This window comes from Burkholderia sp. 10_S31 (genome assembly GCF_056930375.1).
The window spans coordinates 284,232-310,954 of record NZ_JBXOWK010000003.1 but is presented as its reverse complement, the minus strand read 5'-3'; the positions used below and the strand labels follow the sequence as shown (position 1 = coordinate 310,954).

The following is a 26,723-nucleotide window of genomic DNA, read 5'->3' as shown; positions in this document are numbered from 1 at the left end:
GCCCATTGCGGGCACGCCCCTTTTTTGCTTTTGTTTACAATTTCGCCCGACGCGCCACGCCGGTTCGACCGGCCTGGCGCGTTCGTTTTGGCTCAGCGCGTGGCGTTCACGTCGGCGACCAGCAGCGCCGCCATGTTGACGATGCGGCGAACGGTCGCCGATTCGGTCAGCACGTGTACCGGCTGGGCTGCGCCCAGCAGGATCGGCCCGATCGCGATGTTGTTGCCGGCGGCCGTCTTCAGCAGGTTGTACGCGATGTTCGCGGCGTCGATGTTCGGCAGGATCAGCAGGTTCGCTTCGCCTTCCAGCGTCGATTCCGGCAGGATTTCCTTGCGCAGCGCCGCGTCGAGCGCGACGTCGCCATGCATTTCGCCATCGACCTTCAGCTCCGGCGCACGTTCCTGCAGGATCGCGAGCGTATCGCGCATCTTCTTCGCCGAAGGTGCGTTGCTCGTGCCGAAATTCGAGTGCGACAGCAGCGCGACCTTCGGCTCGATGCCGAACCGGCGCACTTCTTCCGCCGCCATGATCGTGATCTCGGCGAGTTGCTCCGGGGTCGGATCGACGTTCACATGCGTGTCGACCAGGAAGATCTGGCGGCCCGGCAGCACGAGGCCGTTCATCGCAGCGTACACGCTGCAGCCGGCTCGCTTGCCGATCACCTGGTCGATGAAGTGCAGGTGGCGGTGCGTCGTGCTGATCGTGCCGCAGATCATCCCGTCGGCTTCGCCCTTCTTCACCAGCATCGAGCCGATCAGCGTCGTGCGGCGGCGCATCTCGACGCGAGCCAGCTGCTCGCTGATGCCCTTGCGCGCCATCATCTTGTAGTACGTCTGCCAGAAGTCGCGATAGCGCTCGTCGTGCTCGGTGTTGACGACCGTGAAATCGGTGCCCGGCGTGAGGCGCAGGCCGTAGCGCTGGATACGGTGCTCGATCACCGACGGACGGCCGATCAGGATCGGCTTCGCGAGCTTCTCGTCGACGATGATCTGAACGGCGCGCAACACGCGTTCTTCTTCGCCTTCCGCGAACACGACGCGCTTCTTCTCTTCCGCCGCGGCGCGCGCGATCTGGAAGATCGGCTTCATCGTCGTGCCGCTGTGGTACACGAACTGCTGCAGGTGCTGCTTGTACGCGTCCATGTCCTCGATCGGGCGCGTCGCGACGCCACCGTCCATCGCGGCTTGGGCGACGGCCGGCGCGATCTTGACGATCAGGCGCGGATCGAACGGCTTCGGAATCAGGTAGTCGGGCCCGAACGACAGGTCCTGGATCCCGTAGGCGGTCGCGACGATGTCGCTCTGCTCGTGCTGCGCGAGCTCGGCGATCGCGTTGACGGCCGCGATTTCCATTTCACGCGTGATCGTCGTCGCGCCGACGTCGAGCGCGCCGCGGAAGATGAACGGGAAGCACAGGACGTTGTTGACCTGGTTCGGATAGTCGGTGCGGCCCGTGGCCAGCACGGCATCCGGGCGCACTTCGAGCGCCAGTTCCGGCAGGATTTCCGGCGTCGGGTTCGCGAGCGCGAGGATCAGCGGGCGCTCCGCCATGCCCTTCACCATCTCCTGCTTCAGCACGCCGGCAGCCGACAGGCCGAGGAAGATGTCCGCGCCGTCGATCACCTCGGCCAGCGTGCGGGCTTCGGTTTCGCGGGCGAAACGCTCCTTGTCCGGATCCATCAGCTCGGCGCGGCCCTTGTAGACCACGCCGGCCAGGTCGGTCACCGTGATGTTCTCGAGCGGCAGGCCGATGTCGACCAGCAGGTCCAGGCACGCGAGTGCCGCCGCGCCCGCGCCGGACGCGACCAGCTTGACCTTCTTGATGTCCTTGCCGACGACCTTCAGGCCGTTCGTGACGGCCGCGGCCACGACGATCGCGGTGCCGTGCTGGTCGTCGTGGAACACCGGGATCTTCATCCGCTTGCGCGCCTCGCGCTCGACGATGAAGCAGTCCGGCGCCTTGATGTCTTCCAGGTTGATCCCGCCGAAGGTCGGCTCCAGCGCGGCGATCACGTCGACCAGCTTGTGCGGGTCCGACTCGTTCAGTTCGATGTCGAACACGTCGATGCCGGCGAACTTCTTGAACAGTACGGCCTTGCCTTCCATCACCGGCTTCGACGCGAGCGGGCCGATGTTGCCGAGCCCGAGCACCGCGGTGCCGTTCGTGACGACGCCGACCAGGTTGCTGCGCGCGGTGAAGCGCGCGGCGTTCAGCGGGTTCTCGACGATCTCCTCGCACGCATACGCGACGCCCGGCGAATACGCGAGCGCGAGGTCGCGCTGGTTGATCATCTGCTTGGTCGGGGCGATCGCGATCTTCCCGGGCGTCGGGAATTCGTGATAGTCGAGAGCGGCTTCGCGGAGCTTGGCTTTGGAGGAGGCTTGGGTCGACATGTGTCTCGTGGCGGGCGGATTAGAATGACTGTTCGACGGCATTGTAGCGCCAATCGAAGGCCATCAGACCGGCGATTCGGGTGCAGCAGCCGCGACAAAAATGTACCGAACGGCGCAGGAACAGTGCCGTTCGCTGCGTACAATGCCGTTCCCTTTCACCGCTTCCGGGTCCGTCCGCCGTGCCAGCCGCCTTGTCCGAGTTTTCGCTGATCGATCGCTTCTTCGCGCGCCGCGCGGCCCGGGGAGCGCGTGCGTCGACGCTCGGCATCGGTGACGATTGCGCGCTGATCGCGCCTCGATCCGGGAAATTGCTGGCCATTTCGACGGACATGCTGGTCGAGGGCCGCCACTTCTTCCCCGATGTCGCGCCCGACGCGCTCGGCCACAAGACGCTCGCGGTCAATCTGTCGGATCTCGCGGCGATGGGCGCCGAGCCGCGTGCGTTCACGCTTGCATGCGCGCTGCCGCGTGCCGATGCCGCGTGGCTCGAGGCGTTCAGCAACGGGCTGTTCGCGCTCGCCGAGCGGTTCGGCTGCGAGCTGATCGGCGGCGACACGACGAGCGGGCCGCTGAACCTGTGCGTGACCGTGTTCGGCGAAGTGGCGCCGGATGCGGCGCTGCGGCGCGATGCCGCGCGCGACGGCGACGACGTATGGGTGTCGGGCACGCTCGGCGACGCCCGTGCGGGGCTCGGGGTGACGCGCGGCGAATGGAGCGCCGGCGCGGCTGAAGCTGCCGCGTTCCGGCAGGCGCTCGAGCGTCCCGAGCCGCGCATCGCGCTCGGGCTCGCGCTCGCCGGCGTCGCGCACGCGGCGCTCGACATCTCGGACGGCCTCGCCGGCGATCTTCGGCACATCCTGACCCGCTCGAACGTGCGTGCCGAAATCGACGCGGACGCGGTGCCGCGCTCGGCCGCGCTCGCGACGCTGCCGCCCGACGTGCAGCGACGCTGCACGCTGGCCGGCGGCGACGACTACGAACTGTGCTTCACCGCACCGGCCGCGGCCCGCACCGCGGTCGATGCAGCCGGCGCGAGCGCCGGCGTGCGGGTCACGCGAATCGGTACAATACACGCGTTGTCCTCGCCGTCGGAGCAGCCCGCGATCGCGTGGCGCGATGCCGCCGGTGCGCCCCTGACTCTCACGTTGCACGGTTTCGACCACTTCCATGCAGACTGACCCGACGACCGCGCAAACCGCGGCCGCGCACGGCGCCGCCCGGAACGTGCCTCGGCGCGCCACCGCGCGCTTCATGCTGTCGCACCCTGCGCACATCGTGTCGCTCGGTTTCGGCAGCGGCCTCGCGCCGTTCATGCCCGGCACGTTCGGCTCGCTGTTCGGGTGGCTCACGTTCGTCGTGCTGAACCGCTACCTGACGGTGCCCGAATGGTGGGCGCTGATCGCGGTCGGATTCGTCGCCGGCACGTGGATCACCGGCTTCACCGCGCGCAAGATGGGCACGACCGATCCGGGTGCCGTCGTCTGGGACGAAATCGTCGCGATCTGGCTCGTGATGCTGTTCGTCACGCCCGCGACCTTCATCGGCCAGCTATGGGCGTTCGTCGTATTCCGCTTCTTCGACATGCTCAAGCCGCCGCCGATCCGCTATTTCGACCGTCGCATGAAAGGCGGGCTCGGCATCATGATCGACGACCTGATCGCCGCGTTCATGACCCTGCTCGTGATCGCCCTGTGGCGCTCCGTCGTCGGCTGACCGCTTTTCCCGACTCCCGTTTCCCGACGCGCATGCCAACCGATTCCGTCGTCCACCAGCTTGCGATCTGCGCAGGCAACAAGCTGCGTGACGAGCACCTGTCGCTCGCCACCGCCGAATCCTGCACGGGCGGCATGATCGCCGCCGCGATCACCGACATCTCCGGCAGCAGCCAGTGGTTCGAGCGCGGCTTCGTCACCTATTCGAACCAGGCCAAGAGCGAGATGATCGGCGTGCCGCCCGACCTGATCGACAAACACGGCGCCGTCAGCGAGCCGGTCGCGCGCGCGATGGCCGAAGGCGCGCTGCGCAACAGCCGCGCGCAGGTCGCGCTGTCCGTCACCGGCATCGCAGGCCCGGCGGGCGGCAGCGAGAAGAAGCCGGTCGGCACCGTGTCGTTCGCGTGGAGCAACCGGCTGCATACCGACGTCGAGACGCTCGTGTTCAAGGGCGATCGCGAGCAGATCCGCACGCAAGCGGCCGCGCATGCGCTGCGCGGGCTGCTGAAGCTGCTCGACGAGCGCGAAGGCTGATTCGCCCGCGCGACGGCCGAGGCAGGAGCGGCCGGCGCCCCGCACTGCTTACTGGATCGCGTCGGGTTTCACGACGATCCAGTTCTTGTCCGCCGTCACCGGCAGACCGAGCGCCTTCTGCTTCGCGGCCGATTCGTCCGACCACGCGCGGATCTGCGCCATCTGCTTGTCCTTCTTGTCGACCCACACGCGCACGCCGCCGCGCGCGACGTCGGTCGCATTCAGCAGCATGTAGCCGTCGGACATCGGCGTGTCGCCCGCGACGAGCACCGGCTTCTTCCACTGGTCGATCCAGCCGACGATCGAGCCGAGCTTGCCTTCGTACCACGTCATCGGGTTCATCAGGAACGGCGTGATCACGAGGTTGCGGTTCGCGGCCTCGTCGTACTTGCCGGCCTTGATCTGCAGCCGCGACGTCGTCAGCGCGCCCGTCGCCGGATTGCGCAGCAGCGTCGTCACGCCGATCACGTTCTGCGGCTTCACGTTGTAGCCGTATTTCGGATCGGACAGCACGAGCCGCGCGAGTTCCTCGTGCGCTGCCGTCATCACGTAGACCTCGATCCCGTTCTCGCGCAGCGCGTTGTACAGCTCCTGCATCCCGCGGAAGAAGCGCGGCGGATTCGCGGCGCCGTCGACGACCTTGTCACCGTGCCAGTAGCGGATCGGCACGGGCTTCCCGTCGGCGAGCATCGCGTCGACGTGACGCTTGAGCTCCGCGAGCGACAGCCCCGCGAACGCCTGCGCGATCCACGGGTAGCAGACGAGATCGTCGATCTCGCAGAGCCGGTAGTAGTAGCTTGTCAGCGATTCCTTGTAGTCGGCGGAATCCTTGAACGGGATCAGCTTCAGCGACGGATCGAGCGAGTCGCGCGTGAGCACGCCGCGGTTCTCGAGATACGGCAGCAGCGATTCCTCGAGATCGTAGCGGTAGGTCGTGTTGTCGGCGTCGAATACCGCATAGTCGCCGCGGTGCGCATGCGCGGCGATCATCGCATTCAGCGCCTTCGCGCTGCCCGCCGGCCAGTGCGACAGGTCCGCCGCGTGGACGAACGACATGCACAACGACGCGGCAAGCGCGCTCAGAAAACGGCGGGACAGCTTGGTCATGGCGTCGCTCCCTTTCTTGACATTTTGATTACGGATCGATGACAAGCGGCAGCATCGCGCGATTACTGCGCCGGCATGCGGTACGCAAGCGACGGGAAGTTGTTCGCGTGCGCCAATGCAGCGGGACGGAATCAGGAACGAGCGGGAGACGAAGGCGGAGGGGAACAGCGGAGAACGCGGCCCGTGCCCGCGGGCACGGGCCTGCCGGAGCGGGCCGCCCGTGCGGGCGCCCCGTGCCGTCCGCAATCAGCGATGCGCGTTGATCGTGTCGCGGGTTTTCTGTGCGGCGAGCGCCGCGGCTTCGGCGAAATCCTCGCCGTTGCTCGCGTACAGGATCGCGCGCGACGAGTTGATCATCATCCCGGTGCCGTCTGCCGTGCGGCCCGCGTTGACGGTCGCCTGCACGTCGCCGCCCTGCGCGCCGATGCCGGGAATCAGCAGCGGCATGTCGCCGACGATCCCGCGCACGATCTCGATTTCCTTCGGGAACGTCGCGCCGACCACGAGGCCGAGCTGGCCGTTCTTCGCATTCCACTTGTTCGCCGCGAGATCGGCCACGACCTGGTACAGCGGCCGGCCGTTCGTGTCGAGGAACTGCAGGTCCGAGCCGCCCGGGTTCGACGTGCGGCACAGCACGATCACGCCCTTGCCTTCATGCTCGAAGTATGGCTCGACCGAGTCGTAGCCCATGTACGGGTTCACCGTGACCGCGTCCGCGCGGTAGCGCTCGAACGCTTCGCGCGCGTACTGCTCGGCGGTGCTGCCGATGTCGCCGCGCTTCGCGTCGAGGATCACGGGCAGGCCCGGATGCTGGAGGTGGATGTGCGCGATCAGGCGCTCGAGCTGATCCTCCGCGCGATGCGCGGCGAAGTAGGCGATCTGCGGCTTGAACGCGCTCGCATACTGCGCGGTCGCGTCGACGATCTGCCGGCAGAATTCGAAGATCGCGTCGGGCTGACCGTCGAACTGCACGGGGAAGCGCGACGGCTCGGGATCGAGGCCGACGCACAGCAGCGAATTCGTGCGCTGCCACGCGGCGCGCAGCGATTCGATGAAAGTAAGCGGGGAAGACATGGCGGATACTCGCGGCAAACCGTTGGTAGACCGCGTATTTTACCCGCGTCGCCGGCGTCCCTCGCGCGCGGCCGCATCGACGCGCGTATCGGTCCGCTCGACGGTGAACGCGAAACGCCGCGTGAGCCGCTCGCCCGGCGCGAGCAGCGTCATCCCGTGCGCGGCCGCGCCGCCCGGCAGGTTCACCGCATTGATCGGATGATCGACCGGCTCGAAGCAGAAGAAATCCTCGCCGGGCGGCGTATACAGCACGTAAGCATCGGCGTCCGCCGCCACCGTCAGCGACAGCCCGCGACGCGGCCAGCTCACCGTCGCGTGACCGCCCCAGCCGGTGAACGCGTGATTGACGAGCGTCGCCGGTAGCGGATAGGCGACGCCAAACTGCCAGGCCGGCGGCACGCTCACGTGCCGCACCGGCAGGAAATCGGCACCCGACAGCCACAGCCCACCCGCGGCCGCGGCCAGCTCGGTCACGTTGTCGCGCACCACGAACGGATGCACGCCGAGACCGAACGGCAGCCGTGCGCGCCCCGCATTCTCGATCGTCAGCGCGATCGACAGCGTCGTGTCGTCGAGTGCGAACGACTGGATCGCGTGGAACGCATAGGGCGCGCCGCTCGCTCGATCGAGCGACAGTTGCAGCGTCGTGTCGGTCGCGTCGTCCACCTGCCACGGCGCGAGCCAGCCGTCGCCGTGAATCGGCAGCGGCTCGTCGCGGCGATTGCGCGGCACGGCGATGCTGCGCCCATCGCATTCGAAGCGGCCGTTGCCGATCCGGTTCGAATACGGCAGCAGCGGATAGCACGCGAGCGCGTTCGGATCGGTCGCCGTTTCCGGTTGCTCGCAGCGGCGGAACACCGGCACCAGTGCGCCGTCGTCGCCGCGCCAGTCGAAGCGCGCGATGCCGCCGCCGAGGTGCGGCAGCACGTCGAGCCGCAGCGACGCGTTCGACAGCGTGACGGCCGCCGCATGCGCGGCGCCGATGCCCTGCGCGAGCGCGGCAGTCTGCGGGCCGGCGCTGACCGGCTGCGCGGCGGCAGCCAGGCGCGCGCGGCGCGACTGGCTCGTGGACGACGATGCGCGCGAGGACGTGGCGGTCATGATGAGCTCCTTTCCTTCGTCGATGAATCGATACGGGTCGTCGCGCGATGCCGCGCGAACACGTTCCCCGGCAATCAGGCCCAGCCGCCGTCGACCACCACGTCCTGCGCGGTGATCATCCGGCTGTCGTCGGCCGCGAGGAACAGCGCCATGCGCGCGAGATCGTCCGGCAGCAGCTCGGCGTCGATGCACTGGCCGGCCTTGATCGCCGCACGGCCCGCGTCGTCGAGCCACAGCCTGCGTTGCTTGTCCGTCATCACCCAGCCGGGCACGAGCGAATTCACGCGGATCCCGAACGGGCCGAGATCGCGCGCGAGGCCGCGCGTGAGCCCCTGCACGGCCGCCTTCGCCATCACGTAGACGGGATAGCCGCCGTTCTTCAGCATCCAGCTGATCGAGCCGAGGTTGATGATCGCGCCGCCGCCGCGCTGCTTCATGTCGTCGATCACCGCCTGCGCGGCGAAGAACTGGTGGCGCAGGTTCACCGCGATGCCCGCGTCGAACGACGCGGGTGTCACGTCGCCGATCGCGTGGCGCGCGTCGTTGGCCGCGTTGTTCACGAGCACCGCGATCGCGCCGATCCGCGCGCGGATCGCGTCGATCGCATGGCGCAACGCGTCGATGTCGGTCAGGTCGCACGGCAGGAACAGCGGCGCGTGGCGTACGTCCGGCCTCTGCGCGAGGCTTTCCGCGAGTGCCTGGCCCGCGTGCGCGTCGAGATCGACGAACGCGACGCGCGCGCCCTGTCGCGCGAAGTGCTCGACGAACGCCGCGCCGATGCCGGTCGCGCCGCCCGTGATCAGCACCGCGCGATCCTCGAGGCTCGGGTAGCGCGCATAGCGCGCGTCGCTCGCGGCGCGCGGGTCCTGCGCGGAAGTGTCGATGGTCATGCGAATCGTCTCCGTGAAATCGGTCAGTCGCGTACGCCGCGGTTCTTCAGCTGGTCGAGCAGCACGGCCGCGAGCAGGATCGCGCCGCGCACCAGGTACTGGTAGAACGCGTCGATGTTCAGCAGGTTCATCACGTTCTCGACGGTGCCCATGATCAGCACGCCGATCACGACGCCCGAGATCGTCGCGCGGCCGCCCATCAGCGACACGCCGCCGAGCACGCATGCGGAGATCACGTTCAGCTCGAAACCCTGCGCGGCGTTCGGCTGGCCCGACGTGATGCGCGACGCGAGGATCACGCCTGCGAGCGCCGTCACCGCGCCCTGGATCAGGAAGATGTAGACGCGCGTGCGTTCGACGTTGATCCCCGCCAGGCGCGATGCCTCGGGGTTGCCGCCGATCGCGAGCGTGTTGCGGCCGTACACGGTCTGGTTCAGCAGCACGCCGAACACGATGAAGCACATGAGCGTGACCCAGATCGGCAGCGATACGCCGAACAGCGACAGCCCGCCGAGCGCGATGAACGTATCCGACGACACGCCGACCGCCTGCCCCTTCGACACGATGAAGCCGAGCCCGCGCACGATTTCCATCGTCGCGAGCGTCGTGATCAGCGCGTTGATGCGCAGGTACGCGATCACCGCGCCGTTCACGAACCCGATCGCCGCACCGGCCGCGACCGCCGCGACGATCGCGACGAACGTGTTGTCGGTCGCGTTCAGCACCATCGCGCACAGCACGCCGGAGAACGCGACGGTCGAGCCGATCGACAGGTCGAAGTCGCGCGAGGCCAGACAGAACATCATCGTGCACGCGACCATCCCGATCTGCGAGATCGACAGCGCGAGGCCAAGCATGTTGTCGATCGAGAAGAAGTGATCGACCGTCAGCGACATCGTGATGAACATCACCGCGAAGATCGCGATCAGGCTGTATTCGGTGAGGTGCTGCCACCACTTCTGGCGATCGCTCTGCTGTGGAACCAGCGCGTCGGCCGACGGCTTCACGGCTGCGCTGGCGAGGTTTTCCCTGACTTGCATGGTTGTGTCTCCTGCTCCTGCATCGCGCGGCCCGCGCCGCGCGTGATCGATTCGAATATCGTGCGTCGCCCGCGGCGACCTGACACTCCGTCAGGCCGCCTCGACGACGCTCGTCTGCGGCAGCGCGAGGCTCAGCACCGCATGCTCGTTCGCCTGCTCGCGCGACAGCTCGCCCGCGATGCGGCCTTCGCGCATCACGACGATGCGATCGGACACGCCGAGCACTTCCGGCAGCTCCGACGACACCATCACGATTGCGCAGCCGCGCTCCGCGAGCCGGTAGATCACGTCGTAGATCTCGTGCTTCGCGCCAACGTCGATGCCGCGCGTCGGCTCGTCGAGGATCACGACCTTCAGGTCGGGCTCCGCGAGCCAGCGCGACAGGATCGCCTTCTGCTGGTTGCCGCCCGACAGGAAGCGGATCTTCTGCCGACGATTCGGCGTCTTGATCTTCAGCCGCTGGATGAAGCGGTCGGCCGTTGCGCTTTCGGTCTTGCGGTCGATGAAGAGCCCGGCGCGCAGCGAATGACGGCGGCAGCTGATGTTGATGTTCTCCGCGACCGACGCCATCGCGATGATCCCTTCTTCCTTGCGATCCTCCGGGCACAGCACGATGCCGTGGCGGATCGCGTCGCCGGTGCGTTTCACGTCGATGCGCTTGCCGTCGAGCGTCAGCTCGCCCGCGCGCCGGCGGTCCGCGCCGTACACGAGACGCATCAGTTCGCTGCGCCCCGCGCCGACGAGACCGAAGAACCCGACGATCTCGCCCGCGCGCACGGAGAAGCTCGCCGGTTCGCGCAGCGCCGGGCCGTCGACGTCTTCGGCCGAAAACCGCACGTTGCCGAGCGCGCGTGGCGCGTAATGGTAGATGTCCGAAATCTCGCGCCCGACCATCTCGGCAACCAGCCGCTCGCGCGGCACGTCGGCGAGCGATTCGTGCGACGCGATCTTGCGCCCGTCGCGGAAGATCGTGCACGCATCGCACAGCCGGTAGATCTCGTCCATCCGGTGCGAGATGTAGATCAGCGCGCGGCCCTGCGCGCGCAGGTCGTCGACGAGCTTGAACAGCACCTCGGTCTCGCGATGCGACAGCGAGCTCGTCGGTTCGTCGAGCGCGATCACGCGCGCGTTGCGCATCAGCGCCTTGCAGATCTCGACCATCTGCCGCTGCGCGATCGACAGCCGCCCGAGCTTCGCATCGGGATCGAGATCGACGCCCATCGCGGCGAGCCGCTCGCGCACGTGGCGCTTCGCCTCGCCCTTCCTCACCCAGCCGAGCGCGTTCGGCAGGCGGCCGAGCAGCAGGTTTTCCGCGACCGTCAGGTCGGGCACGTACTGCAGCTCCTGGTGAATCACTGCAATGCCGGCCGCGATCGACGCAGCCGCACTCGAGAAATGCACGGGCTGGCCGTCGACCAGCACGCTGCCCGCATCGGGCTGGTATTCGCCGCCGAGAATCTTCAGCAGCGTCGACTTGCCCGCGCCGTTCTCGCCCATCAGGCCATGCACCTCGCCCGCATGCACGTCGAACGAGATGCCGTCGAGTGCGCGCACGCCGGGAAATACCTTGCCGATATTGTCAAAACGCAGTGCCGCTGACACGTCGTCTCCTCACTTGCAGATCCATCGATCGCCGGCTGCCGCATCGCCGCGGCGGCCGGCAAGCCGCTTACTTCGAGGCGAGCCCCATCTCCTCGCGCACCTTCGACACGTTGTCGCGCGTCGCCAGCATGCCCGTCGTCAGCGTCAGCGCCGGCGGTGCCTTGCCCTGCGTGATCCACGCGTACATCAGGTCCGAGGTTTCCTCGCCGTGGCGCTTCGGGCTGATGATCACGGTGCCGTAGAAGCCCGTCGGCTGCGGTTTCTTGAATTCGTTGAGCGCCGATTCGGAACCGCCGATGCCGATGCCGATCATGTTGTCCGCCTTGAAGCCGCGCCCTTCGGCCGCGCGCACCGCGCCGAGCACCGCCTCGTCGTTCAGGCCGTACGCAACCCAGTGCTTGAACTGCGGGTTCTTGGTGAGCGCGATGTTCGCCGCGTTGAACGCGTTCTCGGTGTCGGTCTTCGCCTGCGGCGCCGCGATCACGTTCGCCTTCGGAAAGCCCGCCGCCACCAGCGCGTCGGTCGCGCCGCTCGTGCGGTCATGCGCGGTCGGCAGCTGCTCGTACGTGATGTCGATCGCGCCGACGTCCTTCATGTTCCAGCCGCGCTTCTTGATCTCGGCCGCGATGCCGTCGCCGACCTGCTTGCCGATGTTGTACGCGGAAATCCCCATGTGCGGCACCGACTCGATCGGCTTGCCCGCACCGTCGACGAGGCGGTCGTCGACCGTCATCATCTTCAGGTTGTGCGACTTCGCCTTCGCGACGATGCCCGGCCCGAGCTTCACGTCGGGTGTGCAGATGATGAAGCCCTGCGCCTTCTGCGCGGACAGGTTGTCGATCGCGCTCATCACCTTCTCGCCCGACGGCGCGCCGATCTTCACGAGCGTGAAGCCGTTGTCCTTCGCCGCCATCTCCGCGAACTTCCACTCGTCCTGGAACCACGGCTCTTCCGGCTGCTTCACGAGGAAGCCGATCTTGACCGGATCGGCCGCGTGCGCAACCGGGCTCCCTATCACCACCGCGGCCGCGGCGGCCAGCGTTACGAACGTTCTGCGTTTCATCTCCAGTGTCTCCTTGTCTTCATCGAACGGTACAGCCGCTTGTTGGTTTCGACGCAGCGTGCGCGCGGCCGTCGCACGTGCGGTCTGTCGAATCGTTGCGTCAGTCGTGGTACAGCGCCGCGCGCCCGCCGTCGACGGTGATGCACGCGGCATTGATGAACGGCGCCTCGTCGGATGCGAGGAACACGGCCGTCATCGCGACTTCCTCCGGTTTGCCGATCCGCTTCATCGGCTGCAGCGCGAGCGTCTGCTCGCGCGCCGCGGCCGGGTCGGCCTGCGCATCCCACCAGTCGCGCGTGAGCTGCGTCTCGATATAGCCGGGCGCGATCGCGTTCACACGCACGTTGCGCGCCGCGTATTCGATCCCGAGCGCACGTGTGAGGCCCAGCACGCCATGTTTCGCGACCGGGTACGGAAAGCAGCCCGGGATGATCCGGAACGCATGCGTCGACGCGATGTTCACGATGCTGCCGCGCCCGCGCTCGACCATCCCTTCCAGCGCCGCGCGGCAGCCGTGCCACACGCCGTCGAGGTCGACCGCGAAGCAGCGGCGCCAGTCGTCGTCCGTCATCGTCAACGGATCGGCGAACACGTTGATGCCGGCGTTGTTCACGAGCACGTCGAGCGGGCCGAATGCGGCTTCGGTCTGCGCAAGCGCGTCGCGCACCGAGTCCTGCCGCGCGACGTCCGCATGCAGCGCGAGCACGCGCGCGCCGTCGATGTCGTCGGCGATCGCGGCCGCCGTGCGCTGCGCTTGCGGGAAGTCGAGATCGACGAGCGCGACGGCCGCGCCCTCGCGCACGAACGCATGCGCGATCGCGGCGCCGATCCCGCGGCCCGCGCCCGTCACCATCGCGACCTTGCCTGCGAGGCGTCCCATCACGCCGCTCCGCTGCGCGCCGCGCGCAAGCCGGCCTGGAACGCGCGCGCGTTCGCCGCGGTCGCGTCCGCCGACTGGCCGGGCCGGTACAGCGCCGAGCCGAGTCCGAAGCCATTGGCGCCGGCCGCGAGGAACGGCTGCATGTTGTCCGGCGAAATTCCGCCGACCGGAATCAGCGGCACCGCGCGGTCGATCACCGCGCGCCACGCCTTCACGATGGGCACGCCGAGCTGCTCGGCCGGGAACATCTTCAGCACGTCGGCGCCGTTCGCGAGTGCGGCGAACGCCTCGGTCGGCGTCGCGACGCCCGGTGCGCTCGCGAGCCCGCGCTCGCGCGCGCGGCGGATCACGGCCGCGTCGCTGTGCGGCATCACGATCAGCGTGCCGCCGGCGTCCTGCACGCGGTCGACAAGTTCGGCGCGCAGCACGGTGCCCGCGCCGACGATCATGTCGTCCGGCAACGCACGGCGCAGCGCCGCGATGCTGTCGAACGGATCGGGCGAATTGAGCGGCACCTCGACGATCCGGAAGCCCGCTTCATGCAGCGCAAGGCCGTGGTCGGCCGCTTCGGCAGGCGTGATGCCGCGCATGATCGCGATCAGCGGACACGCGTCGAACGCGCGCGTCAGTGCGGGATGCGGCGTGTACGGTGCGGGCAGCGTAAGGTCGGACGGCATCGATGGTTCCTCTTCAATCGGTTCATTGATCGGCGCAGACGGGTTCGCCGTCCGCGCGGACGAGTCCGGCGCGCGATGCGATCCGCCACAGGCCGCGCTCGGTCGCCTGCGCGACGACGCGCGCATGCGTGCAGCCGAACACGTGCAGCGCGTCGACATAGCGCGCGCACAGCCCGTCGTCGCCGATCAGCAGCAGCGGCTGGTTCGCGAGCGCAACGCCGCGCTCCGCGAGCATCGCGTCGAGCGCGTTGAGCTCATGGCCAATCAGCAAGCCGGACAGGTAGTCGCCCTGTGCATCGGGTGCGAGCCGGTCGGTCAGGCCCAGCGTGCGCGTGCTGAAGATCGTCGCGAGCAGCCCCGCGCGCTGCGCGCCGCGCGCCACCGCGACGCCGCGCGCGAATGCCGCGCGGTCGGGCGTCGCGCTCGCGCGCATCGTGCGGCCGAGGATCGTGTGGTCGCGCAGCGCCGCGAACAACTCGCCCGTCATGAAGGTCTGGAAGCGCTCGATGAGCCCGTCCTTCACCCATGCCCATTTCGCATGCGTGCCCGGCAAGCCGATCAGTACCCCTGAACGATCGGCATCAAGCATGGGATCGTTCGCGAGTGCGCCGAATATCTGCGTTTCTTCGCCGCGCATCACATCGGGCAATTCGCCCGTCGCGATCACGCCCGGCACGATCGACACCGTCGTGCCGCGCGCCGTCGTCACCGTGACGAGGCCCGCGACGAGCGCGTCGGCGCCGGCCGGCACCGCGACGTACGGCGCCTCGCGCCAGCCCTGCGCGCTGCCGACCATTCCGGCTGCCAGCACCGGCACGCCCGGCGCGCGGTCGAGCCAGTCGCCGCACGCTTCCTCGAACACGACGTCGAATGCGCGCGCGCCGCCGGCCGGCACGTGCATCACGCCCGCCGCGCGGCTGCGCGTGTCGAGCAGCGCGCCGTGCGCGTCGAACAGATACGCGCGCAGCGACGTCGTGCCCCAGTCGAGCGCGATCAGCGACGGTGCGGCGGAACTGGCGTCCGGAGCGGTCCGGGTCGAATTGGTCATCGTTTGATCCTGCGGGTACCCTGCGGCGGGCTCCAGCCCAGTTCCGCGGAAATGGCTCGCGCTTCGCGCTGCACGAGCGGAATCAGTTCGTCCATCCGGTCATGCGGCATGTACGGAATGGTGCTCGCGACCGACACGGCCGCGACGATCGCGCCCGACGCGTCGCGGATCGGTGCAGCCACGCAGCGGATCGACGCCTCGTTTTCCTCGAGGTCGAACGTGTAGCCGCCGGCCGCGTAATGCGCCATGCGCTGCAGGAACCCGCTCGTCTCGGGCCGGTTGTCCGGCTTGAAATTGACGCCGGCCAGCGCGCGCCGCGCGGCCTCGAACAGCGAGTGCCACCGGTCCGGATCGAGGTCCAGCATCATCGCCTTGCCGATACCGGTCGACGCGAGCGGCATCCGGTGGCCGACGCGCGAACGCATCTCGAGGCCGCGCGTGCCGGGAATCTTGTCGATGTACAGCACGTCGTCGCCGTCGCGCACGCCGAGGTGAATCGTGTCGAGCGTCGCTTCCGCGAGCGCTTCGAGGTGCGGCCGCGCAACCGCGGTGAGCGGCATCTGCTCGAGCGCGATCGTGCCGAGCTCGATCAGCTTCGGGCCGAGCAGGTAGCCGCCCTGCACCTGGCGCAGGTAGCGCGCCTGCACGAGGCTGCTGACGAGACGGTGCGTCGTGCTGCGCGTCGTGCCGAGCGCGGCACCGATCGCACGCATGTCGCGTGCGCCGTTCGCGATCGCTTCGAGGATCGCGAGGCCGCGCAACAGCGTCTGCGTGCCGGCCTGCTGCGCGGCGAGGTCGAGCGGCGTGCTGGTCGCGCCGATGCTGTCGGTCAGCGGCGCATCGTCCGGCGTCGCGCGCCGGGCGTCGAGAGCAAGGGAATCGGGCATCTTGGTCATGGAACAGGCTTCTTCAACGGAATCGGTGAAGCCGCGGTCGCGAGGCCGGAACGAGGTCGGGCGTCGCGGCAATGCGGCAGTCGATGCACCGAGGAAAGCGCCCGGCGAACTTCATGGAATGTGTCTCCGTGTGCGTCGGGCGCCGCGCGATGCGTGGGTCCGAAGCTGTCGATGTGCTTCGGATTGTAGGAGCGCACGCACTCGTCTCCAATATTTGAATGCGTTGCCCAGATAATGAGAAAGCGAGCGGAAGGCGCCAAACGGCCGCGCCATGCGCGCGGGGGCGGAACCCGGCGCGTCGCGGGTTCCGCCCCCGGTTATCCAGGCGCGCCGCGCTTACTGCTGGTTCGTGCTGCGCGCCTGCATGTAGCGCTGCACGTCGGCGAACGACACGCGGCCGCTACCGCTCGCGTCGATCTGCCGGAAGTGATTCGCGACATAGCCGAGGCCGGCTGCGCGCGCCTGCGCTTCGGTGATCGAGCCGCTGTTCTGCGTATCGGCCGCGCCGAACTGCCGCGCGAGCTTGCGCACCACCTGCGCGTGCAGCGCGGCGCCGGTCGTCTGCGTGCCGGCGGTCGGCTTGCGCGCGGCCGGCGGCACGTACGGATCGCCGAGCTGCGCCTGGCGCGCGCGCGCCGGCGTGGCGGCGTCGCTCGCCTGCGCGAACGCGGACACCGATGCGGATGCTGCAACGCCGGCGCATGCGAGCGCCGCGGCAACGACGATGAAACGTTTCTTCATGTCAGGCTCCAGTCTGGAATGAGGTCGTCGACGGCCGGCGAACGGCGCCGCCACGGGCGCGCGTCGCCAGATCCGCCCATCGCATCAGTGCGCGGCCGCGTTGTAGAAAGTCACGAGGTCGGCTTTCTCCTGCGGACGCGACGTATCGTCGAGATAGACCATGTGTCCACCCTGATAGTCCTTGATCGTCAGGTTCGGTTGCGATCCGAGCCGCGCGAGGTCGAGCTCGGTCTGGTAGAACGGCGTCGCGATGTCGTGATACCCGTTCAGCGACAGCACCTTCAGCGACGGATTCAGCGTCAGCGCCGCGGCGAGATCGGGAATCGTGTCGGGCATCGCGAGGCCGTCGTGCGACCAGTCCCAGGTCCGGATCGCATCGCTGCTGACCGAATACGCGGACTGCGCGCTGTACTTCAGGACGTTCGGCAGATAGCTGCCGATCGTGTCGGTGAACGGCTTCGTGATGAACGTGCTCGACGGGTCGCCGTCCGCGGCGAGCGGGCTCGACGACGGCACGTTCACGCGCGCGTCGTAGCGGCCGATCAGCGTGCCCGGGATCAGCGACACCTGGAAGCTGTTGTCGAAGAAGGTCGGGACCACGTTGAAGTCGGCATTCCACAGCGACTGCTTCACGCCGGTCGAATTCACCATCGTCGTGACGAGCGGCGGCGGCGGCGGCGTGTGGCTCGCGAGATAGGCGTTCACGGCGGGCGCGTAGCTGCCGGCCGTCAGCAGGCGCATCTGGTCCGCGTACTGCGGCAGATTCGACGGATTCGGATTGTCGAGCTGGTAGTACGCGCCGACCGTGCCGTAGGACGGCACGAAGCCCGCGCAGCTCACCGGGCTCGCGCCGTTGTTCGAGTTGCCGACATAGTCGCTCGCCATGTCGCAGTTCGCGTTGTAGTTCAGGATCGACGACTGCAGCACGATGCCGGCGAGCTTCACGCCGGCCGTCTCGAGCAGGTTCGTGAGCACGTCGGTGCGAGGCGTGCCGTACGACTCGCCGAACAGGTATTTCGGCGAATCGTTGCGCTGGTTCACGGCGAGGTAGCGCATCACGAAGTCGCGGAACGCGCCGCCGTCCTGGTCGACGCCCCAGAACGTCTGGTTCGTGTTCGGCGCGATCGCTTCCGAGAAGCCGGTGCCGATCGCATCGACGAACACGAGGTCGGTCGTATCGAGCAGGCTTTCCGCGTTGTCGACGAACGGGAACGTCGACGTGTTCGCGTTCGGGTCGCCCGTCTGGATCCGCTTCGGACCGAACGAGCCGAGATGCAGCCACACCGATGCGGAACCGGGGCCGCCGTTGTACAGGAACGTGACGGGCCGCTTCGCCGCGGGCTGGTTGTCGGCGGTGTATGCGACGTAGAAGAACGATGCTTCGGGCGCACCCGTCTGCGGATTGCGCGCGACGAGGTGGCCAGCGGTGGCCGTGTAACGGATCGTCTGGCCGTTCAGCGTGATCTGGTGATGGGTGACGGCGGCCTTTTCGACCGCGGCGGACGCGTCGAGCGACGCGGTCGCGCTCGACGAATAGCTGTTGGGATCGTTGTACGGCCTGTCCACCTGAGCGGCGGGATCGGCTGAATTGTCGGCGCCTGCCGCGGCGGACGACGTCACGTCGTCGTTGCAGGCCGTCAGAATCAGCGAAGAGAACACAACCCCCAACAACAGCTTCGCTTTGCTCGCTGGCATCGTTGCTTTCCTTCTCTCGAATGTTTTTGTGTGTCGAGCAGCCGGATAAGCCGCCCCCCGCCTCGATTGCGGCCGATAAGCCGAGGCGCTGGCCAATATACGCGAGCGGGTCGGCTTTGAAAAATTTGGAAATATTTGAGCGACGGCCGGTGCAGTGCACACCTTTCAGGAATGCTTCGTTTCGCGAACCATCGCTTTTCAGCTGCCTTTCAGAGGCTCGTGCGTTTACCGGGAAATACTAAAATTCCGCGGATTTCGTGCCATGACGTCAAACAGAATCGCACGCCCACAGGCATTGCTCAGTAAAGCGAAATAGACGATTTCGTCTAATGGATGCGACCCGAAATGCGGGCGACACGAATGCGCTGCGGCGCACCAATGACGCGCCGACGACGGAACGGACGATGCGACGGCGCGATCGCGCCGCTCACTGCGACTGAGGCAGCTCGGCCGCACCCATCCGGCGGGCAATCACGGCCGCGCGCTGCGCCTGGTAGGCCGAGCCGCGGTGCGCGTCGAACCAGCGCGGCTTCGGCAACATCACCGCAAGGCGCGCCGACTGCCACGCGCCGAGCCGGCTCGCGGGGATTCTGTAGTAATAGCGGGCGGCGGCCTCGGCACCGTACACGCCGCGGCCCCATTCGACCGAATTCAGGTAGATCTCGAAGATCCGCTCCTTGTCGAGCACCGTCTCGAGCATCCACGTGATGATCAGCTCCTGCCCCTTGCGGATGTAGCTCTTCTCGCGCGACAGGAACAGATTGCGCGCGAGCTGCTGCGTGATCGTCGAGCCGCCCGCGACGATCTTGCCGCGCGCCTTGTTCTTCTCCCACGCCTGCAGGATCGCGTCGACGTCGTAGCCGTTGTTGGTCGCGAAGGTCGAATCCTCCGACGCGATCAGCGCGCGCTTCAGGTTGCGCGAGATCTGGTCGTACGGCACCCACTGGTGCTGAATCTGCGCGGGCGGCTTGTCGTGCGACAGCCACCACGCATCGGTACGCATGAACGCGGTCGAACCGGGATTGACGAACGACCACAGCGCGATCTGCACGAGGTAGAACAGCTGCGTCGCGAGCCACGCGCCCGCGAACACCGAACCCGCATAGACGATCCAGCGGGTCGGGCTGACCGTGCGCGTGCGCTGCGTGCCGCTGACCGCCACCACCTGCCGCGCTCCGGTCAGGCCACCGCGAGCGCCTGGCGCAGCGCGGCCAGCACCGGTGCGCCGTCCGGCCGCACGCCGCGCCAGATGAAGAACGATTCGGCCGCCTGCTCGACCAGCATCCCGAGCCCGTCGGCCGTGCGCGCGCCGAGCGACGCCGCATGCTGCATGAACACGGTCGGCTGCGCGCCGTACATCATGTCGTACGCAAGCGTGCCCGCGCCGAACGCGGCCGCGTCGCACTCCGGCAGCGCCGCGTCGAGGCTGCCGGCCGTCGCGTTGACGATCACGTCGTACGGTTCCGCGCGAACGGCGTCAGGGCCGCCGCCCGACAGCACGCAGCCCGCATCGTGCGCGGCCTGCGTGAACTGGCCGACGAGCGCCTCGGCCTTGCTCGCGGTGCGGTTCACGATCGTGATCGACAGCGGTGCGCGCTCGAGCATCGGCAGCACCACGCCACGCGCCGCGCCGCCCGCACCGAGCAGCAGGATGCGCGCGCCCGCGAGCGACACGCCGAGATTCAGTTCGATGTCGCGCACGAGGCCAACGCCGTCGGTGTTGTCCCCGTAGATGCTTCCGTCGGCGTCGATGCGCAGCGTGTTTACCGCGCCCGCCGCCGCCGCGCGCGGCGACAGCGTGTCGGCGAGCGCATGCGCGTCGAGCTTGAACGGCACCGTCACGTTCGCGCCGCGACCACCTTCGGCGACGAACGCGCGCACGGCGGCCTCGAAGCCGTCGACCGGCGCGAGCCGGTGCTCGTAGACGATCGCCTCGCCCGTTTGCGCAGCGAACTGCGCGTGGATGAACGGCGACTTGCTGTGCGCCACCGGATTGCCGAATACCACGTAGCGGTCGGCGCCGCTCGTCGACGCGTTTGCGTTCACGATGCGCGCCCCTCTTCGCTTTCCTGGCCGTTGCCGGTCGCGGCGTCGCCGCCACCGACCGCCGCGCCGTCCGATTCGGCCAGCGCTTCGGCCTCGCTTTCCGCCGATGCATCTTCCGCATCGACCAGCGTGTCTTCGCCGCCTTCGGCCTCCTCCTCGTCGTCCGCCGCATCGCCGCTCGTCACGGTCGGCGCGTCGAGCACGTTCAAGAGCCGCACCGATGCCTCGATCGTCAGCTCGTCGAGCGACATCACGTCGAGCAGCACGCGCGTGCCGCGCGCATGCACGCCGAGCCCCGGCACGTGCAGCAGCAGCGGAATTTCCTCGAGACGCACGAGATCGCCCTTCACGACGCTCGCGACCACCTGCTTCTTCTGCTCCTGCGCGAGCCAGCGCAGGCACCAGAAGTACTCCATCCGGCGCTGGTAGTCGGCGTAGGCCGTGTAGGTATCGTCGAAGCCCTGCACGACCGCATACAGATCGGCGTCCTTCGGCTTGAACGGCGCGGCGAGCTTCGCGGTGACGCCGTGCTGCACGCATGCGAGCAGCTGCCACTGGTTCACGAGGTCGACGTAGCGGCGCAGTGGCGACGTGCTCCATGCATATTGCGCGACGCCGAGGCCTTCGTGCGGCGCGGCCGACGTCTGCATCCGCGTGCGCTTCGGGCCCGGCGCGCCGAAGCCGCGCTGCGAACGGTAGATGCCCGGCACCGTGTGATCGTGCAGGAACGCACCCCACGTCGAGTTCGCGAGGATCGCGAGCTCCGACACGATCAGGTCGAGCGGCGACCCGCGGCGACGCGGCGTGATCGTCACGTGCTCGCCTTCGACGTAGAAGTTGTAGTCGGTGTTGCGCTGCACTTCGCGCTTCAGGCCATAGCCCGCGCGCGCGACCTGGCGCTTCTCGAACAGCGCCTGCGCGAGTGGCCACAGCACGGCGATGTCGTCCTTGTGCGGGTAGTCGCCGGTGCCGGCCGCGAGCGTCTCTTCGTTGACGAGCTCGTCGAGGTGGTTGTGGCGCAGGTTGTTCTTCACGAACACGAGCTCGGCGCGCGTCTCGTTCGCGACGATTTCCTGCGTGTCGCGGTTGACGATGATGTACAGCGACAGCGCCGGGCGGTAGTCGCCCTCCTTCAGCGTGAACACGTCTACGACGTCGTCCGGCAGCATCGTGATCTTGTCGCCCGGCATGTAGACGGTCGACAGGCGCGTGCGCGCGATCGTGTCGACCGCGTCGCCGCGCACGACGCCGAGCGCGGGCGCCGCGATGTGCACGCCGATCCGCACGCGACCGTCGGACAGGTGCTCGACCGAGAACGCGTCGTCGATTTCGGTCGTCGTGACGTCGTCGATCGAGAACGCCTCGACGTCCGCGCGCGGCAGGTCGTCCGGCAGCGCGCCGACCGTGACGGCCGGGAAGCCCGTGCCGTGCGGGAAGAATTCCGCGAGAAAACGCGCCTCGTGCAGCGCACGCGGCGACGCGATGCCGCCGCAGTCGAGCATCAGCCGCGCCGGCGACACGCCGCGCGCGCCGGCCGCCGCTTCCATCGCCTTGTATTCGATCGCGTTCTTGTCCGGCCGCGTCAACAGCCCGAGCACCTTGCCCGCGAACGCTTCCGGCAGCTTGCCGGCCTTCAGTTCCTCTTCATACTGCGCTTGGACGAGCGCCTGCTGGCGCTTGCGCTCGAGCGACGCGAGCGCCATCTTGAGCTGCTCTTCCGGCGCGCGCTGATACTGGCCGCGCCCCTTGCGGCGAAAGTAGACGGGCGAGCCGTGCAGCCGCAGCACCAGCGCCGCGCGCTCGACCGGGCCGTAGGTCGCGCCGAAGTATTCCGCGGCCAGCGCCGTGTACGCGAATTCATCGGCCGGCGCGCATTCCCACAGGAAATCCAGGTCGATCTGCTGCGCGGCCGTGTCGGCTTCCTGCATCAGTTCGCTCGCGGCCGGCTTCTCGAATTCGATCAGCACGTCTTTTGCGCGCACTTTCGCTCGCCGCCCGCCGGGCAACTCGACCTGAAACGCGTCGCCCTGGCGCGACAGCACGCTGCCCGCCTTGAAACTGCCCGATTCCTCGAAGAAAACGTTCACTCAGTACTCTCGTTCAGACTGCCGGGCACCGCATCGGCGGCGCCGCATGATGATGGGAATTCAATCGGCATGACGCCGGGTTCATGACGTTTTGTCGTCGCAAAAGGCGAGAACGTCGTCGACATAGTCGGCAAATTCGCTGATCCCGTGATCGCTGCCTTCGATCACGCGCGTTTTCGCGCCCGGGTAATGGGCGAGCATCTCGCGGTAGTCCAGCACTTCGTCGCCCGTCGCTGCGAACAGATAGTAGCGTTCGGGCCGCGAAATCGCCGGCACGCGCAGCGCATCGAGCTCCTGCAGGTGATGGCGTTCGACGACGATCGAGCCGCCGCCATGCCACAACGGCTGTTCGCCCAGGTGCTGCTCGAGATCGCGCTGCGGCACGATCGCCGGATTCAGCAGCACGGCCTTCCAGCCGTGCTGCTCGGCGAGCCAGGTCGCGTAGTAGCCGCCGAGCGAGCTGCCGATCACCGTCACGTCGTGCGCATCGGCCACCTCGGCTTGCGCGACGGCGATCGCCTCGAGCGGCGACACCGACAGCGACGGGCAGCGCCACTCGTGCGTGCGGCCGAGCGCGGCCATGCGCGCGGCGAGCAGCCGCGACTTCTGCGACTCCGGCGACGACCGGAACCCGTGCAGGTACAGGATCACGCGCGGCTCCCGAGCGCGTCGAGCAGCTTCTGGTGCACGCCGCCGAAGCCGCCGTTGCTCATCACGAGCACGTGGTCGCCCGGGCGCGCGGCCTCGACGACCGACTTCACCAGCAGATGGAGATCGTCGAACGCGCGAGCTTTGTCGCCGAGCGGCGCGAGCGCGTCGCCGAGGTTCCAGCCGAGCGCGTCGCGCCCGGTCGGCGCGCCATAGCCGAACACCAGATTGGCGTCGGCAAGGCTTGCCGGCAGTTGCGCCTTCATCACGCCGAGCTTCATTGTGTTCGAGCGCGGCTCGAGCACGGCCAGAATGCGGGAGTTTTGACGACCGATGCGCGCACGAAGGCCGGCAATCGTGGTCTCGATCGCGGTCGGATGGTGCGCGAAGTCGTCGTAGACGGTCACGCCGTCGACGCTGCCGCGCACTTCCATGCGCCGCTTCACGTTGCGGAACGATGCGAGGGATTCGGCCGCCTGCGCCGGCGGCACGCCGACGTGGCGCGCGGCGGCGATCGCCGCGAGCGCGTTCATCCGGTTGTGGTCGCCCTGCACCTGCCACGCGACTTCACCGACGCGCTCGGCCTTCGAATACACCGCGAACCGCTCGTCGACCGGCACGCCGTCCTCGGCCGGCAGCGCCTGCCAGCCGCCGTCGACGCCGAAGCGCTCGACCTCGCTCCAGCAGCCGCGCGCGAGCACGCGCTCCAGCGCATCCGAACGGCCGTTGGTCACGATCCGCCCGACGCCCGGCACGGTGCGCACGAGATGGTGGAATTGCGTTTCGATCGCAGCGAGATCCGGGAAGATGTCGGCGTGATCGAATTCGAGATTGTTGAGCACCGCGGTACGCGGCCGATAGTGGACGAACTTCGAACGTTTGTCGAAGAACGCCGTGTCGTATTCGTCGGCCTCGATCACGAAGAAGCTCGAATCGGTCAGCCGCGCCGACACGCCGAAGTTCAGCGGCACGCCGCCGATCAGGAAGCCCGGGTTCAGGCCGGCATCTTCCAACAGCCACGCGAGCATCGACGACGTGGTCGTCTTGCCGTGCGTGCCCGCGACCGCCAGCACCCACTTGCCCGCCAGCACGTGCTCGCCGAGCCATTGCGGACCGGACACGTACGGCAGGCCGCGATCGAGGATCGCTTCCATCAGCGGATTGCCGCGCGTGACGACGTTGCCGATCACGAACAGGTCGGGCTTCAGGTCGATCTGCTCGGCGCCGTAGCCCTCGATCAGCGTGATGCCCTGCGCCTCGAGCTGCGTGCTCATCGGCGGATAGACGCCCGCGTCGCAACCCGTCACCGTGTGGCCCGCCTCGCGCGCGAGCACGGCAAGACCGCCCATGAAGGTGCCGCAGATGCCAAGAATGTGGATGTGCATAGATGAATGCTTTCGCGCCGCCGGGCGCCGTCGATTCGGAAAGATGGTCTGCGGCACGCCGGACAGGCCGCCCGGCCAACGACTTTCGCCGCGACACAAAGACCGTCATTGTAACTGACGGTCCGCCCTGCCCGGCGGCCCGAACGATGGATCCGGATGCCGGCCGGCGCGGCGGGCGGCACGCAGCCACACGGCGTTCGGGCGTGACGGCGATCGAGTATGATTGCCGGATCATGTCTCGCAAACCCCTTGTCGACCCGCGGCGCGCCCGCGAGGAAATCGCCCAGTCCGCCGCCCGCCTGATCGCGGAGGACGGCCTCGATTACGCCAGCGCGAAACGCAAGGCCGCGCGCCAGTTGTTCGGCGATACGCGCGTTGCCGGCGAATGGCTGCCGGATAACGACCTGATCGAGGAAGAACTGCGCGAGTACCTCGCCCTGTTCCAGAGCGACACGCAGCCGGACGAACTGCGCCGCCTGCGCGAGATCGCACTCGACTGGATGCGCCGGCTCGCGGAGTTCAATCCTTATGTGACGGGCGCGGTGCTGAACGGCACCGCGAACGCGCATTCGGACATCCATTTGCAGATATTCACCGACAACCCGAAGGACGTCGCGATCTACCTGCTGAACCAGAACGTTCAGTACGACGTGTCCGAGACGCGGCATTTCGCCGGTCGCGCGGACGTCGAGACGCTCAGCTTCCTGTGGCGCCCGCGGCGCGACGTGGACGCGATCGGCATTCACGTCGCGCTCTACGCGAGCGACGACCTGCGCGGCGCGGTCAAGGCCGACGCGCGCGGCCGGGTCGCGCGCGCGGACGCCGCCGCCTTGCACGCGCTGCTCGAAGCCGGCAACGCTCCTTCCGAACCGGAATGATTCAACGATGATGATGAAACGCATGTTGGCGCTCGCGGTGGTCGCGGCGGCCGCCGTCGCCGGCGGGATTGCCGCCGGCCATTGGTTCCGCGGCGGCAGCGCCGATGACGGCGTCGCCGTCGCGGCGCCCGCCGCGCAGGGCAACCCGGTCGACCAGCTGTGGGCCGCGTCGCTGACCGGCATCGACGGCAAGCCGGCGTCGCTCGCGTCCTTCAAGGGCCAGAAGGTCGTGGTCAATTTCTGGGCGTCGTGGTGCGGCCCGTGTGTCGAAGAGATGCCGGAACTCGTCGCGCTGTCGCATCAATACAAGCAGAAAGGCATCCGCTTCATCGGAATCGGCGTCGATTCCGACCAGAACGTGAAGAACTTTCTTCAGAAGGTGAAGGTCGACTATCCGGTTTTCATCAGCGGTTATGCGGGCGCCGATCTGGCCCGTAATTTCGGAAATACGGCCGGCGCGCTGCCGTTTACGGTCGTCATCGACGAAACCGGCAAGATTCGCGAGACAAAATTAGGACAAATCCAACCGGCCGACCTGAAAAAGACCCTCGACGCGTTGTGATCGTCCTGAACGGCCGCCCGCACGTTGGCGGCGATTTGTGCGTCGATCGCCGCAAATTCACGTGAATTCGCCGATACTTTGCCAGTGCGCCGGTAATTCTTGCAGGTCCCGCGCGCCCAGCCGTTCGGCAAAACTAGACAAATTTCTCTAAATAGCGCTAAAGTTCGCGCAATTCCGCAGAAATAGAAGCGACCATGACACGATTGCTGGTGCTGCACGGCCCCAACCTGAACCTTCTCGGCACCCGGGAACCGGAGGTGTACGGCCGCGTTACGCTCGCGCAGATCGATCAGGCGCTTGCCGCACGGGCGCAGGAAGCCGGCGCCGAACTGTCGTCGTTCCAGAGCAACCATGAAGGTGCGCTCGTCGACCGCATCCAGGCCGCGCGGGAGGAACAGACCGATTTCATCCTGATCAATCCCGCCGCGTATACGCACACGAGCGTCGCGATTCGGGACGCGATTGCCGGCGTCGGCATCCCGTTCGTCGAGGTTCATCTGTCGAACGTGCACCGCCGCGAAGCGTTCAGGCATCACTCCTACTTTTCCGACCAGGCCGAAGGCGTGATCTGCGGGCTCGGCTGGAAAGGTTATCTGTACGCGCTCGAGTACGCGCTGGACAAGCTGCAAGGCACGTCGCGCGGCTGATTTCGCGATCTAGATTC

The 26,723-nt window shown here is 67.7% G+C and carries 25 protein-coding genes; 6 read left to right on the top strand and 19 right to left on the bottom strand.

Going from position 1 to position 26,723, the window contains the following annotated elements; genetic code table 11:
- Window positions 1-92: 92 nt before the first annotated feature.
- Window positions 93-2,393 carry an NADP-dependent malic enzyme gene (locus AC1Z3W_RS21425; protein ID WP_057926801.1) on the bottom strand — a complete coding sequence of 767 codons (2,301 nt, stop codon included), beginning with the start codon at window positions 2,391-2,393 and terminating at the stop codon, window positions 93-95.
- A gap of 179 nt (window positions 2,394-2,572) precedes the next feature.
- Between AC1Z3W_RS21425 and thiL the strand changes: the two genes are divergently transcribed.
- The 3 genes from thiL to AC1Z3W_RS21410 are packed head-to-tail and all read left to right on the top strand — an operon-like array spanning window position 2,573 to window position 4,639.
- Window positions 2,573-3,571, top strand: coding sequence for a thiamine-phosphate kinase (gene thiL, locus AC1Z3W_RS21420; RefSeq protein WP_057926802.1), 999 nt, complete (start codon window positions 2,573-2,575; stop codon window positions 3,569-3,571).
- Window positions 3,561-4,106 carry a phosphatidylglycerophosphatase A family protein gene (locus tag AC1Z3W_RS21415; RefSeq protein WP_057926803.1) on the top strand — a complete coding sequence of 182 codons (546 nt, stop codon included), beginning with the start codon at window positions 3,561-3,563 and terminating at the stop codon, window positions 4,104-4,106. The genes thiL and AC1Z3W_RS21415 overlap by 11 nt, the downstream gene beginning before the upstream one ends.
- A 32-nt stretch (window positions 4,107-4,138) precedes the next feature.
- Window positions 4,139-4,639, top strand: a complete 501-nt coding sequence (locus AC1Z3W_RS21410) for a CinA family protein (RefSeq protein WP_483508400.1) — start codon at window positions 4,139-4,141, stop codon at window positions 4,637-4,639.
- A 48-nt stretch (window positions 4,640-4,687) separates the two neighbouring features.
- Here AC1Z3W_RS21410 and AC1Z3W_RS21405 read toward each other — a convergent pair whose 3' ends face one another.
- The 18 genes from AC1Z3W_RS21405 to mpl form a co-directional block, all read right to left on the bottom strand.
- On the bottom strand, window positions 4,688-5,746 hold the full coding sequence (locus AC1Z3W_RS21405) for an HAD family hydrolase (RefSeq protein WP_124834565.1): 1,059 nt from the start codon (window positions 5,744-5,746) through the stop codon (window positions 4,688-4,690).
- Between the two features lie 246 nt (window positions 5,747-5,992).
- Window positions 5,993-6,820, bottom strand: coding sequence for an orotidine-5'-phosphate decarboxylase (gene pyrF, locus AC1Z3W_RS21400; RefSeq protein WP_047899773.1), 828 nt, complete (start codon window positions 6,818-6,820; stop codon window positions 5,993-5,995).
- A gap of 39 nt (window positions 6,821-6,859) precedes the next feature.
- Window positions 6,860-7,921 (bottom strand): aldose 1-epimerase, encoded by a 1,062-nt coding sequence (locus tag AC1Z3W_RS21395; protein WP_175826766.1) that lies wholly within the window; start codon window positions 7,919-7,921, stop codon window positions 6,860-6,862.
- A 74-nt stretch (window positions 7,922-7,995) separates the two neighbouring features.
- Window positions 7,996-8,811, bottom strand: coding sequence for an SDR family NAD(P)-dependent oxidoreductase (locus AC1Z3W_RS21390; RefSeq protein ID WP_483508399.1), 816 nt, complete (start codon window positions 8,809-8,811; stop codon window positions 7,996-7,998).
- A 23-nt stretch (window positions 8,812-8,834) separates the two neighbouring features.
- Window positions 8,835-9,851 carry an L-arabinose ABC transporter permease AraH gene (gene araH / locus AC1Z3W_RS21385; protein WP_057926808.1) on the bottom strand — a complete coding sequence of 339 codons (1,017 nt, stop codon included), beginning with the start codon at window positions 9,849-9,851 and terminating at the stop codon, window positions 8,835-8,837.
- 90 nt (window positions 9,852-9,941) lie between these two features.
- Window positions 9,942-11,453, bottom strand: a complete 1,512-nt coding sequence (araG, locus tag AC1Z3W_RS21380; RefSeq protein ID WP_483508397.1) for an L-arabinose ABC transporter ATP-binding protein AraG — start codon at window positions 11,451-11,453, stop codon at window positions 9,942-9,944.
- Window positions 11,454-11,520: 67 nt separating this feature from the next.
- Window positions 11,521-12,516, bottom strand: a complete 996-nt coding sequence (locus tag AC1Z3W_RS21375; RefSeq protein ID WP_483508396.1) for an arabinose ABC transporter substrate-binding protein — start codon at window positions 12,514-12,516, stop codon at window positions 11,521-11,523.
- Window positions 12,517-12,616: 100 nt separating this feature from the next.
- Complete coding sequence (locus tag AC1Z3W_RS21370; protein WP_124834561.1) at window positions 12,617-13,396, bottom strand: SDR family oxidoreductase; 780 nt, start codon at window positions 13,394-13,396, stop codon at window positions 12,617-12,619.
- Complete coding sequence (locus AC1Z3W_RS21365; RefSeq protein ID WP_057926810.1) at window positions 13,396-14,073, bottom strand: 2-dehydro-3-deoxy-6-phosphogalactonate aldolase; 678 nt, start codon at window positions 14,071-14,073, stop codon at window positions 13,396-13,398. Before AC1Z3W_RS21365 ends, AC1Z3W_RS21370 begins: the two co-directional genes overlap by 1 nt.
- 22 nt (window positions 14,074-14,095) lie before the next feature.
- Window positions 14,096-15,121, bottom strand: coding sequence for a 2-dehydro-3-deoxygalactonokinase (locus AC1Z3W_RS21360; protein ID WP_483508395.1), 1,026 nt, complete (start codon window positions 15,119-15,121; stop codon window positions 14,096-14,098).
- A complete protein-coding gene (locus AC1Z3W_RS21355) occupies window positions 15,118-16,017 on the bottom strand; it encodes an IclR family transcriptional regulator (protein ID WP_124834559.1) in 900 nt (299 codons plus the stop codon). Before AC1Z3W_RS21355 ends, AC1Z3W_RS21360 begins: the two co-directional genes overlap by 4 nt.
- 336 nt (window positions 16,018-16,353) lie before the next feature.
- Entirely contained in the window at window positions 16,354-16,758 is a 405-nt protein-coding gene (locus AC1Z3W_RS21350; RefSeq protein ID WP_057926813.1) for an EF-hand domain-containing protein, read from the bottom strand.
- 84 nt (window positions 16,759-16,842) lie between these two features.
- Window positions 16,843-18,453 carry a S10 family peptidase gene (locus AC1Z3W_RS21345; protein ID WP_124834557.1) on the bottom strand — a complete coding sequence of 537 codons (1,611 nt, stop codon included), beginning with the start codon at window positions 18,451-18,453 and terminating at the stop codon, window positions 16,843-16,845.
- 427 nt (window positions 18,454-18,880) lie between these two features.
- On the bottom strand, window positions 18,881-19,618 hold the full coding sequence (gene mtgA, locus AC1Z3W_RS21340; RefSeq protein ID WP_124834556.1) for a monofunctional biosynthetic peptidoglycan transglycosylase: 738 nt from the start codon (window positions 19,616-19,618) through the stop codon (window positions 18,881-18,883).
- Between the two features lie 14 nt (window positions 19,619-19,632).
- Window positions 19,633-20,499, bottom strand: a complete 867-nt coding sequence (aroE, locus tag AC1Z3W_RS21335; RefSeq protein ID WP_124834555.1) for a shikimate dehydrogenase — start codon at window positions 20,497-20,499, stop codon at window positions 19,633-19,635.
- Window positions 20,496-22,586 (bottom strand): ribonuclease catalytic domain-containing protein, encoded by a 2,091-nt coding sequence (locus AC1Z3W_RS21330; protein WP_057926817.1) that lies wholly within the window; start codon window positions 22,584-22,586, stop codon window positions 20,496-20,498. Before AC1Z3W_RS21330 ends, aroE begins: the two co-directional genes overlap by 4 nt.
- Before the next feature lie 81 nt (window positions 22,587-22,667).
- Window positions 22,668-23,237, bottom strand: coding sequence for a YqiA/YcfP family alpha/beta fold hydrolase (locus AC1Z3W_RS21325; protein WP_057926818.1), 570 nt, complete (start codon window positions 23,235-23,237; stop codon window positions 22,668-22,670).
- On the bottom strand, window positions 23,234-24,619 hold the full coding sequence (mpl, locus tag AC1Z3W_RS21320) for a UDP-N-acetylmuramate:L-alanyl-gamma-D-glutamyl-meso-diaminopimelate ligase (RefSeq protein ID WP_175826758.1): 1,386 nt from the start codon (window positions 24,617-24,619) through the stop codon (window positions 23,234-23,236). Before mpl ends, AC1Z3W_RS21325 begins: the two co-directional genes overlap by 4 nt.
- 233 nt (window positions 24,620-24,852) lie before the next feature.
- Here mpl and AC1Z3W_RS21315 point away from each other — a divergent pair, with 233 nt between their 5' ends.
- From AC1Z3W_RS21315 to aroQ, 3 genes are all read left to right on the top strand, one after another.
- Window positions 24,853-25,497 (top strand): hypothetical protein, encoded by a 645-nt coding sequence (locus AC1Z3W_RS21315; RefSeq protein WP_057926878.1) that lies wholly within the window; start codon window positions 24,853-24,855, stop codon window positions 25,495-25,497.
- Window positions 25,498-25,504: 7 nt separating this feature from the next.
- The gene (locus AC1Z3W_RS21310; protein WP_057926820.1) at window positions 25,505-26,059 is read left to right on the top strand and encodes a TlpA family protein disulfide reductase; all 555 of its coding nucleotides are present in this window, start codon (window positions 25,505-25,507) and stop codon (window positions 26,057-26,059) included.
- A gap of 194 nt (window positions 26,060-26,253) precedes the next feature.
- Window positions 26,254-26,706, top strand: coding sequence for a type II 3-dehydroquinate dehydratase (gene aroQ, locus AC1Z3W_RS21305; RefSeq protein ID WP_057926821.1), 453 nt, complete (start codon window positions 26,254-26,256; stop codon window positions 26,704-26,706).
- Window positions 26,707-26,723 lie beyond the last annotated feature (17 nt).

What these genes read in the sequence shown, in the direction of transcription:
- AC1Z3W_RS21425 (WP_057926801.1), bottom strand. Translation starts at nt 2,393, where the DNA reads ATGTCGACCCAAGCCTCCTCCAAAGCCAAGCTCCGCGAAGCCGCTCTC.
- AC1Z3W_RS21415 (WP_057926803.1), top strand. Translation starts at nt 3,561, where the DNA reads ATGCAGACTGACCCGACGACCGCGCAAACCGCGGCCGCGCACGGCGCC.
- AC1Z3W_RS21410 (WP_483508400.1), top strand. Translation starts at nt 4,139, where the DNA reads ATGCCAACCGATTCCGTCGTCCACCAGCTTGCGATCTGCGCAGGCAAC.
- AC1Z3W_RS21405 (WP_124834565.1), bottom strand. Translation starts at nt 5,746, where the DNA reads ATGACCAAGCTGTCCCGCCGTTTTCTGAGCGCGCTTGCCGCGTCGTTG.
- pyrF (WP_047899773.1), bottom strand. Translation starts at nt 6,820, where the DNA reads ATGTCTTCCCCGCTTACTTTCATCGAATCGCTGCGCGCCGCGTGGCAG.
- AC1Z3W_RS21395 (WP_175826766.1), bottom strand. Translation starts at nt 7,921, where the DNA reads ATGACCGCCACGTCCTCGCGCGCATCGTCGTCCACGAGCCAGTCGCGC.
- AC1Z3W_RS21390 (WP_483508399.1), bottom strand. Translation starts at nt 8,811, where the DNA reads ATGACCATCGACACTTCCGCGCAGGACCCGCGCGCCGCGAGCGACGCG.
- araH (WP_057926808.1), bottom strand. Translation starts at nt 9,851, where the DNA reads ATGCAAGTCAGGGAAAACCTCGCCAGCGCAGCCGTGAAGCCGTCGGCC.
- AC1Z3W_RS21375 (WP_483508396.1), bottom strand. Translation starts at nt 12,516, where the DNA reads ATGAAACGCAGAACGTTCGTAACGCTGGCCGCCGCGGCCGCGGTGGTG.
- AC1Z3W_RS21370 (WP_124834561.1), bottom strand. Translation starts at nt 13,396, where the DNA reads ATGGGACGCCTCGCAGGCAAGGTCGCGATGGTGACGGGCGCGGGCCGC.
- AC1Z3W_RS21365 (WP_057926810.1), bottom strand. Translation starts at nt 14,073, where the DNA reads ATGCCGTCCGACCTTACGCTGCCCGCACCGTACACGCCGCATCCCGCA.
- AC1Z3W_RS21360 (WP_483508395.1), bottom strand. Translation starts at nt 15,121, where the DNA reads ATGACCAATTCGACCCGGACCGCTCCGGACGCCAGTTCCGCCGCACCG.
- AC1Z3W_RS21355 (WP_124834559.1), bottom strand. Translation starts at nt 16,017, where the DNA reads ATGACCAAGATGCCCGATTCCCTTGCTCTCGACGCCCGGCGCGCGACG.
- AC1Z3W_RS21350 (WP_057926813.1), bottom strand. Translation starts at nt 16,758, where the DNA reads ATGAAGAAACGTTTCATCGTCGTTGCCGCGGCGCTCGCATGCGCCGGC.
- AC1Z3W_RS21345 (WP_124834557.1), bottom strand. Translation starts at nt 18,453, where the DNA reads ATGCCAGCGAGCAAAGCGAAGCTGTTGTTGGGGGTTGTGTTCTCTTCG.
- mpl (WP_175826758.1), bottom strand. Translation starts at nt 24,619, where the DNA reads ATGCACATCCACATTCTTGGCATCTGCGGCACCTTCATGGGCGGTCTT.
- AC1Z3W_RS21315 (WP_057926878.1), top strand. Translation starts at nt 24,853, where the DNA reads ATGTCTCGCAAACCCCTTGTCGACCCGCGGCGCGCCCGCGAGGAAATC.
- AC1Z3W_RS21310 (WP_057926820.1), top strand. Translation starts at nt 25,505, where the DNA reads ATGATGATGAAACGCATGTTGGCGCTCGCGGTGGTCGCGGCGGCCGCC.
- aroQ (WP_057926821.1), top strand. Translation starts at nt 26,254, where the DNA reads ATGACACGATTGCTGGTGCTGCACGGCCCCAACCTGAACCTTCTCGGC.